Genomic DNA, 14,940 nt, shown 5'->3' on the forward strand with positions numbered 1-14,940 from the left:
ATGCATACCCATTTTGATCAGGGTGCGATGAGGTGGTGCCAATAGCGCTTGGCCTGGGTTCTCTCGCAATGGAGTTGCCCCGGTGCGTCGCTGCGCCAGGTGGCCGCGCCGCAGTAGCTGCTTTGCACCAGCGCAATGCCCTGCTCGCTGTAGCGGGCCACCACCTCAGGGGCGGGGTGCCCAAAACGGTTGCGGTAACCGGCTTGCACCAGCGCCAGCCGGGGCTGCAAGGCTTGCAAGAAGGGCTGGCTCGACGAGGTCTTGCTGCCGTGGTGCGGCACCAGCAGCACGTCCACCGGGCTCAGACCCGTCTCCAGCAGAGCCTGCTCCTGACCCCGTTCAATGTCCCCCGCCAACAAGGCTGCGCTGCGAGCGGTGCTGATGCGCAAGACGCAGCTGAGGGCATTGGGTCGCGTTGGTGTCGTCTTCGTGCGCTGGCTCTGCGCCCCGCCTTGCTTTGCCGTCCCCGCCAAGGCTTGAGGCAGGGCGGGAGCGCTGATCGCCTGCAGGGCCGGTGGGTGCAGCACCTCAAATTTCACGGCGTCCCACACCCAGGTCTGTCCCGCCTGACAACGGGTCCAGCCCGGGCGCAAGGCGTGTAAAGGGTGCTCATCCTCCAGCGAAGACCACAGCGCCGCCTTGGGCTGCATGGCCAGCACTGCCGCGGCGCCTCCGGTGTGGTCGCTGTCGCGGTGGCTGAGCATGAGGGTATCGATGCGTTCATCCATTTGCGCCAACAAGGGCACCAGCACCCGATGCCCGGCATCGCTCTCGGCCGAGTAGCGCGGCCCCGCGTCGTACAGCAAGCTGTGCGTGGCCGTGCGCACCAAAACCGCATTGCCCTGCCCCACATCGGCCGCCAGCAACTCAAAGCTGCCAACGGCAGGTCGTGGTGGCGACCAGAGCAGCACTGGCAACAGCAGCGGGCAACACAACAGCTTCCAGGAGAGCGGCAAGCGCAGCACCAGACCCACCGCGCCCACCAGTGCCAGCAAAGCCAAGCCCCATGGCGGCATGGCCGTGGACACACTGGCCAGCGGCCAGGACGCCAAACTGTCCAAAAAAACGGACAAAGGCCGCAAGGCCCAGACCGCCAAGTCCCAAGCACCCGAACCCAGCACGCCCAGCATGGCCAGCGGTGTGATCACCAGCGTCACCCAGGGAATGGCCAACAAATTGGCCAACAAACCCACAACCGACACCTGGCCAAAAAACAGCACCGTCAAAGGGGCCAGCGCCAAAGTGACTGTGGCCTGCTCGCGCACCAAAGCCACAGCCCGGCTCCCGGCCGCTCGACCCCAGGAAGCCGCGCCCCACGCACTCCAACGGTGCCGCTCTGCGTGCGGGCGATCAGTTGTGCGCCAAGTTGGTGCATTGAGGCCCTTCGCTTCTGGTGCGGTGCCGGTCGACTGCGGCGGCTCAGAACCGGCTTGGGGCTGGGCCATGAGCACGCCCACCGCGACAAAACTCAACCAAAAGCCCGGCTGAAGCCCTGCCCAGGGGTCACAGCTGAGCACCACGGCGCCCGCCGTCAACCAGACCAGTGCCCCATGCCATTGGCGCACCGACAACCTGAGCAAGACCACCACCATGAGCATGAGCCAGGTGCGCTGCGCGGGAACACCCCAGCCACTGAACAAGGCATACAGACCCGCGCCCAACAGACCCGTGCACGCTCCCACATGCGCGGCAGGCCAGTGCAAAGCGCCCTGAAAGCCCCACAAAGCCGAGCGCCGCCAAACCCAAGCCACCCCGGCAGAGGCCAGCCAGGCGAACATGGTCACATGCAGGCCCGAGATGCTCATCAGGTGCGCCACGCCCGTGGCCCTGAAGACATCCCAGTCGCTGCGCTCAATGGCCGCCTGATCGCCCGTGACCAGCGCCGCCACCACGCCCGCCCGCCGGGCCACATCGGCATTACTGCCCGGTGGGGCCAGGTGCAGCAACAAACGGTCGCGCACCGACTGCCGCCAGCTTTCAATCGGGTGCGCCCAGGTGCTGGCCAATCGCAGCGGAGACGGGTCTTTGGCGCTGCTGCGTACATAACCGGTGGCGCGAATGCCCTGCTCCCACAACCACAGCTCGTAGTCAAAGCCTCGCGGGTTCATGTGCCCATGGGGCGCTTTCAGGCGCACCCGCATGCGCCAGCGCTCACCAGCGTGCACCAGCTCGGGCAAGGCCGAAGTGTTCCAGCCACTGTCGTGCAGGCCCTCTTGCCCGTACCACCCCAGCAGCACCTGCGCGGGCACATCGGCATCCAGCTCCAGGGCTTGGGCAGGGCCCGATGGGTTCACTCGCCAGGCTTGCTCGATGCGAAAACGAAAGCGCCAGCCCAGCTCTTGCCGCTGGGGCATGGCCTGCACCACGCCCACCACGTCCAGGTCTTGCCCCTCCAGCGCGGGGGGGATGGTGCTGACACGCGTCCAGGCGTGCAAACCCGTCACGGCAAAAGCCGCTGTGGCCCACAGCAGGCACCAGGTCAACAGGTGGGCGGCTGGACGAAGCGACCGTGGGGCCAATTTTTGGGCCGACTTTTGGGCCAGCTCTGGGTCCGGTTGCGGCCTGCGCCCCCAAGGCCAACGGCGCAGCAAGCAAGCGATGCCTGCTGCACCAGCCAGGCAGGCGCCGTAAGCGGCCACGGGCCACAAAGCGGCTTGCTGCAATTGCAGCGCCACACCCAGGCACCAGGCCAACAGGCCCGCGCCCAAACCCCGCGCCCACGCCATGGACATCATGGGTGGCCTCGCCCCGTTTGCCGCCACCCAAGCGGCAACTTGGCCCCACGCCCATGAAGTTCCAGCGGACACCTTGTCCGCACTGCGCTTGTCGCACGCCTGCCAGGCGTCCAGCACCGTTGCATGTCAGCCTCCCTGATTTGGCTGTTGTTTTTGTTGTCCGCACGCACGCCATGTGAACCCGGTTCAGCCCAACAGCACATTCAATGGTGCGTCGCGAACCCTGTCCTGGCGCGTGTCTTGCTAGTTGTAAACGCCCAAGCTGCATTTGTCATGCGTGCAGCCCCTGTTGCGCTGAACGAGATATGTCGATACACGTTGCCCTGCACCACGTCACCCACTACACCTACGACCGTCCGGTGCAACTCGGTCCCCAGGTCATCCGTCTGCGCCCCGCCCCCCACAGCCGCAGCCGCATCCTGAGCTACAGCCTGAAAGTCGAGCCCGAAGCGCATTTCATCAACTGGCAGCAAGACGCCTTTGCCAATTACCAGGCGCGTTTGGTTTTCCCGAAAAAAACGACCGCCTTCAAGGTCACGGTGGACGTGGTCACCGAAATGGCCGTGTTCAACCCGTTCGACTTCTTTTTGGAGCCCTCGGCCGAAGAGGTGCCTTTCAAATACTCGGACACCGTGCGTGAAGAGTTGCAGTCCTACCTGGACAAAAGCCACAAAACACCGCTGTTCAAGAAATACCTGGCCAGCCTGAATCGCAGCCGCCAGCGCACCATCGACTTTCTGGTGCAGATCAACCAACGCCTGCACCAGGACATCCGCTACACCATCCGCATGGAGCCGGGCGTGCAAACGCCCGAAGAAACGCTGAGCCTCAAAAGTGGCTCGTGTCGCGACTCGGCCTGGTTGCTGGTGCAGTTGTTCCGCCACATGAACATCGCCGCCCGTTTTGTCTCGGGCTACCTGATCCAACTGGCCCCGGACGTCAAATCGCTCGATGGCCCGAGCGGCACCGAAGTCGACTTCACCGACCTGCATGCCTGGTGCGAGGTGTACTTGCCCGGCGCGGGCTGGATCGGGCTGGACCCGACCTCGGGTCTGTTGGCGGGTGAAGGCCACATCCCGCTGGCTTGCACCCCCCAGCCTTCGGCGGCGGCGCCCATTGAAGGCCTGATGGACAAGGCCGAGGTCGAGTTCAGCCACGAGATGAGCGTGACCCGCATCCACGAATCACCTCGCGTGACCCGACCTTACAGCGATGAACAATGGGCCGATGTGCTGAAACTGGGCGAACAGGTCGACGCGCAACTGGTAGCGCAAGATGTGCGCCTGACCATGGGGGGCGAGCCCACCTTTGTGTCCACCCAGGATCGGGATGGGGCCGAATGGAACACCGACGCCCTGGGTCCGACCAAACGCGGGCTGGCCACCGAGCTGGTACACAAGCTGCGCCAGCAATATGGCCAAGGTGGCTTTTTGCATTTCGGCCAGGGCAAGTGGTACCCGGGCGAGCAGCTGCCGCGCTGGGCGCTGTCCATTTACTGGCGGGCCGACGGCATGCCTTGCTGGCAAGACCCGGGGGTGTTTGCCGACGAACGTGAGCCCAGCCAGTACACCAGCGCCGATGCACTGCGCTTCATGGAGGGGCTCACCCACCAGCTGGGCCTGCCCGCAGGCACCGTGCTGCCCGGCTATGAGGACACCTGGTATTACCTCTGGCGCGAGCGCCGCTTGCCGGTCAACGTAGACCCGTTTGACGCCCGGCTGGACGATGAGATGGAGCGCAACCGCTTGCGCCGTGTTTTCAGCCAGGGGCTGGATGCACCGGTGGGCTATGTGCTGCCCTTGCAGCCCCTTGAAACAGCCACGCCTGACCTGACCGGGCCGCGATGGCAAACCGGCCGCTGGTTTGTGCGTGACGAGCGCATGTACCTGATGCCTGGCGACTCCCCCATGGGCTGGCGCCTGCCACTGGACTCATTGCCTTGGGCCGCGCCTACCGATCGCTGGTACCAGATCGAGCAAGACCCATTTGCCCCCCGAGCACCTCTGGCAAGCCCTGCGCCTGTGGCCCTGCAGTCTCGGCTGGGTGCAAGCAACTGGGCTACCCATGCGATACCTCCAAACGCCACACCACTGGGCCCGGAAAAGTTCCAATCCGACCCGTCGGTAGTGCGCACCGCGCTGTGCGTGGAGGTGCGCGACCCGAACCGCGCCAATGGCCCCCAAGCCGAAAAAGAGGCCGAGAAAAAAGGCGAGAAATCCGGGGTGCTGTATGTCTTCATGCCACCGCTGGCCCGGCTGGAAGACTACCTGGCCCTGCTGAGCGCCGTCGAGGCCACCGCCCTGAAGCTGAGCCTGAAGATCGTGCTCGAAGGCTACCCACCGCCGCGCGACCCGCGCCTGAAACTCCTGCAGGTCACGCCCGACCCCGGCGTGATCGAGGTCAACATCCACCCGGCCCACAGCTGGACCGAGCTGGTCGAGCACACCGAATTTTTGTACCAGGCCGCTTTCGAGACGCGCCTGTCGGCCGAAAAGTTCATGACCGACGGCCGCCACACCGGCACCGGCGGCGGCAACCACATGGTGCTGGGCGGGGCCACCCCGGCAGACAGCCCGTTTTTGCGCCGCCCCGAATTACTGGCCAGCCTCATCCTCTACTGGCACAACCATCCGAGCCTGAGCTATTTGTTCAGCGGCATGTTCATTGGCCCGACCAGCCAGGCCCCCAGGGTGGACGAGGCACGCAACGACCAGGTCTACGAGCTGGAAATCGCGCTGCGCGAGATCACACGCAACCGCCAAAAATTCGGTGCCGACATGCCGCCGTGGCTGGTGGACCGCACGCTGCGCAACATCCTGATCGACGTCACGGGCAATACCCACCGCAGCGAGTTTTGCATCGACAAGCTGTACTCGCCCGACAGCAGCACCGGGCGCTTGGGCCTGCTGGAGCTGCGCGCTTTCGAGATGCCGCCCCACGCGCGCATGAGCATCGTGCAGCAACTGCTGTTGCGCTCGCTGGTGGCCCGCTTTTGGGACGAGCCGTACGCGGCCCCCGTGACCCGCTGGGGCACCGAGCTGCACGACCGCTTCATGCTGCCGCACTGGCTGCACAAAGACTTTGACGATGTGCTGACCGAGCTGGGCGATGCGGGTTTTCATTTCGATCCGAGCTGGTTCGCCCCGCATTTCGAATTCCGCTTCCCACTGGTCGGGCAGATCCGGGTCGATGGTGCGGTGCTGACCCTGCGCAATGCATTGGAGCCCTGGCACGTCATGGGCGAAGAAAACTGCGCGGGCGACACCGCCCGCTATGTGGACTCGTCGCTGGAGCGCATCGAGGTGCATGTGACGGGCATGAACCCCTCGCGCCACACCGTCACGGTGAATGGCAAGCCCCTGCCCCTGCAGCCCACCGGCGTGGTGGGCGAGTACGTGGCCAGCGTGCGCTACAAGGCCTGGAACCCACCCTCGTCGCTGCACCCGAGCATTGGCGTGCACGCGCCGCTGACGGTGGACCTGGTGGACACCTGGATGAAGCGCTCTTTGGGCGGCTGCCAATACCATGTGGTCCACCCCGGTGGACGCAGTTACGACAGCTTCCCGGTCAACGCCTACGAAGCCGAAAGCCGCCGCCTGGCCCGCTTCTTCCGCATGGGCCACACGCCCGGTGCGATGAAACAACTGGCGGCACTGCAGCCCAACGCCGCGCTGCACGCCAGTCCTGAGTTCCCGCACACCCTGGATTTGCGCAAGGCTTGAGCGACAATTGTTCGATGAATGAATCCCGCCACAGCCCGCCCACCGACCTGGACGCGCAAGCCATGAGCTGGCTGGCGAGCCAGGCGCTGGCTGCGCCCGAGGGACACTGGGACGAGCTGCGTGGCGGGGCCACAGCCCGCACAACCGAGGCCGATGCGCTCATGAGCAAGGCCTGGCAAACCTTCACCCAGCATCTGGATGCCGATGGTCTGGACAGCCTGAACAGGCGCATGGCCAACCTGCAGCGGCAGGTGCGCGACAACGGCATCACCTACAACGTTTACGCAGCGGCCGATCAACCGCAGCGGCCCTGGTCGCTCGACCTGTTCCCGCTGATGCTGGAACAAAACGACTGGCAGCAAATTGAAGCGGGCGTTCTGCAGCGCATGCAGCTGCTCGAACGCATCATGGCCGACGCCTATGGCCCGCAAAAACTGGTGCTCAACGGCCAGTTGCCTGCCGCTCTGATCCAAGGGCACCCGGCTTACCTGCCGGCCATGCACGGCGTGCCGCCGGTAGGTGGCCGCTATTTGTCCTTGGCGGCGTTTGATCTGGCACGCGGTCCTGACGGCTGCTGGTGGCTGCTCTCGCAACGCACACAAGCGCCCTCTAGCTTGGGTTATCTGCTCGAGAACCGGCAAATCGTCTCGCGCCTGTTCCCCCAGGCCTTCGAGGCTTTTCCAGTGCAACGCCTGGCTGAAACCTACCGCACGCTGATCGACGGCATCAAGGCCCGCAGCCCGGCAGGCGCATCGGCCCACATCGCGATGCTCACGCCCGGCCCCTACAACGAGACTTATTTTGAACACGCCTACCTGGCCCGTTACCTGGGCCTGAGCCTGGTGCAGGGCAACGACCTGACCGTGCGTGACGAAAAGCTTTACCTCAAAACACTGCAAGGCTTGCAACCGGTACACGGTCTGCTCAAGCGTGTGGACGATGACTGGCTGGACCCTCTTGAAATGCGTGCCGACTCCACCCTGGGTGTGCCCGGTTTGCTGCAAGCGGTGCGCAGCGGCAACGTGCTGGTGGCCAACACACCGGGCTCGGGCTTTCTGGAATCGAACGCACTGCTGGGCTTCATGCCGGCGCTGGCCCGTGGTCTGCTCGGCGAAGAACTGCAACTGCCCGCCATCCCGAGCTGGTGGTGTGGCGAGGCCGCAGCACTGCAGGACGTGCTGCCGCGCATCAGCAGCTGCGTGATCAAACCCACCTACCCCTACAACACCGACCGCCAGAGCTTTGAGCCGGTGCAGGGTCACGCACTCTCACGCCGCGAACAAGACGAATGGGCGGGTCGCATCCTGCGCGACCCAGACGCCCACACCTTGCAATCGTGGCTGCCGCTGTCGCACCAACCCACATGGCAAAACGACTCTGATGGCAAGCCCTGCATCCAGTCGCGCCCGGTGGTGCTGCGCGTGTTTGCCGTGGCCGATGCCCAAGGCGACTGGCAAGTCTTGCCCGGCGGTCTGGCGCGCCTGGGCACCCGTTCGGGCATCGCTTCAATGCAACGCGGTGGCAGCAGCGCCGACGTCTGGGTGCAAGCACCTCTCGCCATGGCGAGCGACTCCACCTCCGTCATGGCGAGCGAAGCGTGGCAATCCATGTCTTCCTCTGGCCACACGGTCAGCGATACACCCACTGGATCGCCACGTCGCCTCGCTCCCCGCGATGACGAATCCCCATCCGGCGTCGCGAATGTCTCGTCCATACCGCAGCGTCAACGGCTGGTCACCAGCCGCGCCGCAGAAAACCTGTTCTGGATGGGCCGTTATACGGAGCGCACAGAAAACACCCTGCGCCTGGTGCGCCTGAGCCTGGAAATTCTGGGCAGCGAAAACCAGAACCTGGCCTGCCTGCTGAACTTCATCGACCGCATGGCCACGCGCCATGGCCTGGTCCGCGTCGGTGTACCTACCGCTGCACAAGCGCACCGTGTGTTCGAACGCTCACTGATCGCGGGCCTGTGGGACAAAGAGCTGGCCACCAGCGTCGGCTTCAATTTGCGCGCCGTGCGACTGGCCGCTGCATCGGTGCGCGAACGCCTGTCGCCCGAACACTGGCGTTTGCTCGAACAGGCTGAATCGCGTTTTTTCAGTGCCGACACCCAAGGCAACACACCCGGCACCTTGGCCGATACCGTACAAGTCCAGCGCCTGCTGGCCGACACCAGCCAGATGCTGGCTGCACTGACCGGCGCCCAGACCGACCGCATGAGCCGCGATGACGGCTGGCGCCTGCTGTCCATTGGCCGCCACATCGAACGCCTGCAATTTTTGTCCAGCGCCCTGTCCGAAGCCGTGCAGCAAGGACTGATCGGCGAGCAAGCCGGCTTCGATGCCGTGCTCGACCTGTTCGACAGCACCATCAGCTTCCACGCCCAGTACCAGCAAAGCCGCACCCCTCAGGCCTTGGTGGATTTGTTGGTCACCAACTCCGACAACCCGCGCTCACTGGGCTGGGTGGCACACACCCTGCGCTCGCGCCTGCGCCGCATGGGCCAGCTGGCCGACGGAGCCACCTTGGCCCTGGCCGATCGGGTGCCACAACTGATCGAGCTGAGCCCCGAAACACTTTGGCCGCTGGCCAGTCAAGCGACGCTGCCCGATAAAGCCCTGCCCCTGCACAACGCACTGGCACAGTGCCAAACCGCTGCCCACGAGGTGTCCGACCAGCTGTGCAGCCTGTTTTTCACGCACAGTGGCGAAGCCCGCTACAGCGTGGGTGCCTGACCTGCCCGACACACCATGCGCCTGGCCATCACCCACGAAACCCGCTACCGATACAGCCCGTCAGTGCAAATCGCACAGCATGTGGCCCACCTGCAGCCGGCCAACACGCCCTGCCAAACGGTCCTCAGCCACTGGCTGCAAATCGAACCCGAGGCCGAGGTGCGGCACCACATCGACGCGTTTTTCAACCACCGCGCCTATTGGGCCTTGACCAAGCCGCACGACGGCCTGATGGTCCGCGCGCACAGCGAACTGGACACTGCGGTCATTGAATCGGGCACGTCTTCGCAAAGCTGGGAATCGGTGCGCGAACATTTCCGTTACCGAGGTGGCCGCCCGGGCGATGTGCAAAGCGGCTTTGCATTTGGCTCGCACCATGCGCCCGTGCACGAAGCCTTTTTGGCCTACGCACAGCGCAGCTTCACACCCGGACGGCCGCTCATGCACGCGGCGCAAGAACTCACGGCGCGCATGCACCGCGACTTTCGCTACGAAACCGCCAGCACCGACATCAACACCCCGGCCCTGCAAGCGCTACACGACAAACGCGGCGTATGCCAGGACTTTGCTCACATCCTGCTGGCCTGTCTGCGCTCACTGGGCTTGCCCGCACGCTACGTCAGCGGCTACCTGCTCACGCAACCGCCACCCGGGCAGGCCCGCCTGGTGGGCAGCGATGCCTCGCACGCCTGGGCCTCGGTTTACCTGCCCGAGTTGGCCAGCCACGCTTGCCAGGGCTGGCTGGACCTGGACCCGACCAACAACCGCACCGGCTTGGCCAGCCCGGGTGAAGACTATGTGCGGCTGGCCGTGGGCCGCGACTTTGCCGACGTCTCGCCCCTGCGCGGGGTATTGCAAGGCGGCGGCTCGCACACGCTGGCAGTCGCGGTGACAGTGACGCCGCTGGACGCTTGAGCCCACACCTCGGCCTTCAGCGACAATCTCTTTTTTTGATTTCCGCGCAAGCGAAACTCCTTCTGTAATCCACCATTGAGCCACCCCCATGAACGTCTACGACACCCTGAAATCCCTGAACATCGAACTGCCACCCGTGGCTGTACCTGCAGCGGCTTATGTGCCTTTTGTGCAGACCGGCAACCTGGTCTTTTTGTCGGGCCACATCGCCAAAAAAGACGGCAAAGTCTGGGCCGGCCAGCTGGGCAAAAACATCAGCACCGCCGAAGGCCAGCAAGCCGCCCGCGCCGTGGCCATCGACCTCATGGGCACCTTGCACGCTGCCGTGGGCGACTTGAACAAGGTCAAGCGCATCGTCAAAGTGATGAGCCTGGTCAACTCCACGTGCGATTTCACCGAGCAGCACCTGGTCACCAACGGCTGCAGCGAACTGCTGGGTCAGGTGTTTGGCGCACAGGCAGGCGCCCACGCCCGCAGCGCTTTTGGCGTCGCGCAAATCCCCATGGGCGCTTGCGTCGAGATCGAACTGATTGCCGAAATCGGCTAACCACGCATGACACCGGTTGACCTGAAACAGGCCTACCGCCTGCTCAACCACGGCCCCACCGTGCTGGTGGGCAGCCAGCATGCAGGCCGCACCAACGTGATGGCCGCGGCTTGGGCCATGCCGCTGGACTTTGACACGCCCAAGATCGCGGTGGTCATCGACAAGGCCACACTGACCCGCGAACTGGTTGACGCCTCGGGGCTGCTCAGTCTCAATGTGCCGCCCGTGGCCATGAAAGACCAGGTCATGGCCGCAGGCGGCATGAGCGGCAAGAACCACACCGACAAGCTCGCCCGCTGCGAAATCACCACCCAGGTCGATCCGCACACCGGCGTGCCGCTGGTCGATGGCTGCATCGCACACATGGCCTGCCGCGTGCTGCCCGCAACCGCCTACGTGGCAGGGCCACACGATTTGATCCTGGCCGAGGTCATTGGCGCCTGGGCCGATGAACGCGTCTTCAGTCAGGGCCGCTGGCACTTCGAAGATGCCGCGCCCGAATTGCGCAGCCTGCACCATGTGGCAGGCGGCCACTTTTACGCCATTGGCGAGGCGGTCCAGGCCTTGCCTGTGGCCAACGCCTGAACGTTCAACCCCCAAGGAGACTTTGATGACCCTTTCCATGTCCAGCGCCAGCTTGCCCGTGTGCACCCGCATGCTGAGCAACTTGAGCCACATCCTGAGCAAAGCTGAGCAATTCGTTGACGCCAAAAAAATCGACCCCACGGCGCTGACCACCTACCGCCTCGCACCCGACATGTTCCCCTTCACCCGCCAGGTGCTGATCGCTTGCGATGCGGTGAAAAACGGCGTGGCCCGCTTGAGCGGCATTGAAGCCCCCAAGTTCGACGACACCGAAACCACACTGGCCCAGCTGCAAGAGCGCATCCAGAAAACACTCGCCTACATCGCGACTGTGCCAGCCGCAGCATTGGACGGCACCGAAGACAAAGAAATCACCTTCCCCGCTGGCCCGGGCAAAACCCGCACGCTCAAAGGGCAGGACTACCTGACGGGCTGGATGCTGCCCAACATGTACTTCCACATCACCACGGCCTACACCATCCTGCGCCACAACGGTGTGGAGGTGGGCAAGGTGGACTACCTGATGGGCGCGCAAGGCTGAGCGTTTCAGCCAATTGTCTCGACGGGATCCGCATGACATCAACATCTGATGGAGGTTTCTGATGAACCTGCACCGCATCGATCTCGTGTCCCTGTCGCTCTTTAACCTGGTGGCCCGCACGGGCAGCATCAGCCAAGGCGCTGAATTGGCCATGCTGGCTGTCGGGGCCGCCAGCAAGCGCATTTCCGATCTCGAAACCGCCTTCGGCGTGGTCTTGTTGGAGCGGCATTCACGCGGCGTCAAGCTGACCTCGGCAGGCCAGGCCCTGCAGCGGCATGTGCAGCGCATTCTGGGCGATGTGGACCAGATGAATGCCGATCTTTCCGACCATGCCAAAGGTCTGATGGGGGTGGTTCGCCTGTGGGCCAATACATCGGCCATCACCCAATTCCTTCCCCAAGACCTGGCCGCGTTTGCACAACTTCAACCCGGCATCCGCATCGAACTCAATGAGGCCGACAGCCACGAGGTGGTCATGGCGGTGCTGGACGGCCGAGCCGATGTGGGCATTTTTGCGGACCGCACACCCACCCTGGGCTTGCAGACGCAACGCTATCGCCATGACCGTCTGGTGCTGGTGGTGCCCCATGGCCACCACTTGGCGCGACGCAAAAAAGTGGCTTTCACAGAAGCCGTGGACTTCGATTTTGTGAGCCTCACGCAAGCCACATCGCTGGCGCAGCGGCTTTCACTCGAAAGTGGACAGCTGGGCAGACCCCTGCGCATCCGCATCCATGTCCGCAGTTTTGACGCCATGTGCCAAATGGTGGCCGCGGGTTTGGGGATTGCCGTCTTGCCGTCTGCTGCGGCGCAGCCGCTGGTGAAGGCTTTGGGTCTGCGCCTGATTGAATTGAGTGACGATTGGGTTGCACGAGAACTGTTGCTGGGCGTCAGAGACCTGTCGGCACTGGCGCGGCCGGTGCGTGGCCTGCTCGATCATCTGGTTTCGCCAGACGCCCGCTGAGGGCTGCTTGCTTTCGCCATCCGCGAAAGCTCATTTGTCGCCTTGGTCATTCAACAGGTGTGCGCTTGTTCCTACACTGCGAGCCAGATTGATCCATGGCCCACTGCAATGCACCCCAGCGCTCACCCACAAACCCTGTTCGACAAGCTCTGGCAAAGCCACCTGATTGACGAGACTCCTGACGGTGAATGCCTGATTTATGTGGATCGGCACCTCGTCTACGAAGTCACCAGCCCGCAAGCCTTCGAGGGCTTGCGCCTGTCAAACCGCCAGCCATGGCGACCCTCCACGATGATCGCCGTGGCTGACCACAACGTCCCCACGACGGCGGCCCAACGCACATCGGTAGACGCCATCGAAGACCCGCTCTCGAGAGCCCAAGTGCGGCAACTCGGTCTGAACTGTCAGGAGTTTGGCATCACCTTCCATGGCCTGGGCCAGAAAACGCAGGGCATCATCCATGTGGTCGGCCCCGAGCAGGGGGCCACGCTGCCAGGCATGACGTTGGTGGCCGGTGATTCGCACACCAGCACCCATGGTGCCTTTGGTGCGCTGGCCTTTGGGGTGGGCACCTCCGATGTGGAACACGTGTTGGCGACGCAGTGCCTGGCGATCCGTCCCATGCAGCGCATGCGGGTCTGTGTGGAGGGGCCACTGGCAGCGGGGCTCACAGCCAAGGATCTGGTGCTGCACGTCATTGGCGTGCTGGGCACGGCGGGTGCCACAGGCTATGCCATCGAATTTTCCGGCAGCACGGTACGCGATCTCAGCATGGAGGGCCGCATGACGCTGTGCAACATGGCCATCGAAGCAGGCGCGCGCGTCGGATTGGTGGGCGTGGACAACAAGACCATCGACTTCCTGCGTGGCCGTCCGCAAGCACCGCAGGGCAGCCAATGGGAAGCTGCGGTGGCCGCCTGGCGCACGCTGGTGAGCGATGAGGAGCCGCCTTTGACCGCGAGTTGACCATCGACGCCAGCACGCTTGAGCCGATGGTGACCTGGGGCACCTCGCCCGATATGGTGGTGGGCATCGACGGGCGTGTTCCCGATCCGGCCGCCGAGCCCGATGCCGTGCGCCGTGCCAGCATGTTGGCCGCCCTCGACTACATGGGCCTGCAAGCGGGCACACACATGCGCGACATCGCCATCGACAAAGTCTTCATCGGCTCCTGCACCAACGCCCGCATCGAGGACCTGCGTGCCGCTGCCGCCGTGGTCAAGGGCCGCCGCGTAGCTGCTAACGTGGTGCAGGCCCTGGTGGTGCCCGGCTCTGGTTTGGTCAAGGCGCAAGCCGAGGCCGAAGGATTGGACAAAATCTTCACCGAGGCAGGCCTGCAGTGGCGTGAGCCCGGCTGCTCGATGTGTCTGGGCATGAACGACGACCGCCTCTCGCCGGGCGAGCGCTGCGCGTCCACCAGCAACCGCAACTTTGAAGGCCGGCAGGGCCCCGGCGGGCGCAGCCACCTGCTCAGCCCGGCGCTGGCCGCCGCCGCTGCGATTGCCGGCCGTTTGGCCCGCGTCGAAGAACTCGAAGCCCTGGAGGAGACCGCATGAAACCGTTCAACCGACTGCAATCGCTGGTGGTGCCGGTGGACCGCGCCAACGTGGACACCGATGCGCTGATTCCCAAACAGTTCATGAAGTCGATCAGCCGCACCGGGTTTGGCGACAACCTGTTTGACGAATGGCGCTATCTGGACCGCGGCGAGCCAGGACAGGACGCGTCACAACGCCCGCGCAACATGGCCTTTGCGCTGAACCAGCCGCGTTATGCCGGTGCGCAGATCCTGCTGGCGCGCGAGAACTTTGGCTGCGGCTCCAGCCGCGAACACGCCGTGTGGGCACTGAACGACTTCGGCATCCGGGTGCTGCTCGCGCCCAGCTTTGCCGACATCTTCTTCAACAACTGTTTCAAGAACGGCCTCCTGCCCATCGTGCTGTCCCACACGCTGATCACGCAACTGTTCAAGGAAGTGGTGCACCACCCCGGCTACACCATGACAGTCGACCTGCATTCGCAAACGATCCAGACATCCACCGGCCTGTCGATGCCGTTCGCAGTAGACGCTTCGCGCAAGCACCGCCTGCTTGAGGGGCTGGATGAGATCGGCATCACCCTGAAACAGGCCGACCTTATCCGTGCCTACGAAGCGCGTCAGCGCCAAAACACCCCCTGGCTTTTTGCCTGAATTCC

At 64.2% G+C, this 14,940-nt stretch carries 9 protein-coding genes and 1 pseudogene; 9 read left to right on the plus strand and 1 reads right to left on the minus strand.

Annotated elements, in window-relative coordinates; genetic code table 11:
* Positions 1–17: 17 nt before the first annotated feature.
* Complete coding sequence (locus ACHEXL_RS07715) at positions 18–2,735, minus strand: ComEC/Rec2 family competence protein (RefSeq protein ID WP_416558759.1); 2,718 nt, start codon at positions 2,733–2,735, stop codon at positions 18–20.
* A 305-nt stretch (positions 2,736–3,040) separates the two neighbouring features.
* On the opposite strand from ACHEXL_RS07715, the gene ACHEXL_RS07720 reads away from it, so the two are divergent.
* From ACHEXL_RS07720 to leuD, 9 genes and pseudogenes are all read left to right on the plus strand, one after another.
* Positions 3,041–6,457, plus strand: a complete 3,417-nt coding sequence (locus tag ACHEXL_RS07720; RefSeq protein ID WP_416558760.1) for a DUF2126 domain-containing protein — start codon at positions 3,041–3,043, stop codon at positions 6,455–6,457.
* Between the two features lie 14 nt (positions 6,458–6,471).
* Positions 6,472–9,192 (plus strand): circularly permuted type 2 ATP-grasp protein, encoded by a 2,721-nt coding sequence (locus tag ACHEXL_RS07725; protein ID WP_416558761.1) that lies wholly within the window; start codon positions 6,472–6,474, stop codon positions 9,190–9,192.
* A gap of 15 nt (positions 9,193–9,207) precedes the next feature.
* Positions 9,208–10,107, plus strand: coding sequence for a transglutaminase family protein (locus ACHEXL_RS07730; RefSeq protein ID WP_416558762.1), 900 nt, complete (start codon positions 9,208–9,210; stop codon positions 10,105–10,107).
* An 88-nt stretch (positions 10,108–10,195) separates the two neighbouring features.
* The gene (locus tag ACHEXL_RS07735; protein WP_416558763.1) at positions 10,196–10,654 is read left to right on the plus strand and encodes a RidA family protein; all 459 of its coding nucleotides are present in this window, start codon (positions 10,196–10,198) and stop codon (positions 10,652–10,654) included.
* A gap of 6 nt (positions 10,655–10,660) precedes the next feature.
* Positions 10,661–11,239 carry a flavin reductase family protein gene (locus ACHEXL_RS07740; protein ID WP_416558764.1) on the plus strand — a complete coding sequence of 193 codons (579 nt, stop codon included), beginning with the start codon at positions 10,661–10,663 and terminating at the stop codon, positions 11,237–11,239.
* 25 nt (positions 11,240–11,264) lie between these two features.
* Positions 11,265–11,780 carry a DUF1993 domain-containing protein gene (locus ACHEXL_RS07745; RefSeq protein ID WP_416558765.1) on the plus strand — a complete coding sequence of 172 codons (516 nt, stop codon included), beginning with the start codon at positions 11,265–11,267 and terminating at the stop codon, positions 11,778–11,780.
* Positions 11,781–11,841: 61 nt separating this feature from the next.
* Positions 11,842–12,744: a LysR substrate-binding domain-containing protein gene (locus ACHEXL_RS07750; protein WP_416558766.1), complete on the plus strand. Its 903-nt coding sequence runs from the start codon at positions 11,842–11,844 to the stop codon at positions 12,742–12,744.
* 108 nt (positions 12,745–12,852) lie between these two features.
* A pseudogene (gene leuC, locus ACHEXL_RS07755) lies at positions 12,853–14,300 on the plus strand (3-isopropylmalate dehydratase large subunit).
* The gene (leuD, locus tag ACHEXL_RS07760) at positions 14,297–14,935 is read left to right on the plus strand and encodes a 3-isopropylmalate dehydratase small subunit (RefSeq protein ID WP_416558767.1); all 639 of its coding nucleotides are present in this window, start codon (positions 14,297–14,299) and stop codon (positions 14,933–14,935) included. The pseudogene leuC and the gene leuD overlap by 4 nt, the downstream one beginning before the upstream one ends.
* Positions 14,936–14,940 lie beyond the last annotated feature (5 nt).

The sequence above is a fragment of the Limnohabitans sp. YIMB22184 genome (assembly GCF_048020265.1).
GTDB lineage: Bacteria > Pseudomonadota > Gammaproteobacteria > Burkholderiales > Burkholderiaceae_C > Limnohabitans_A.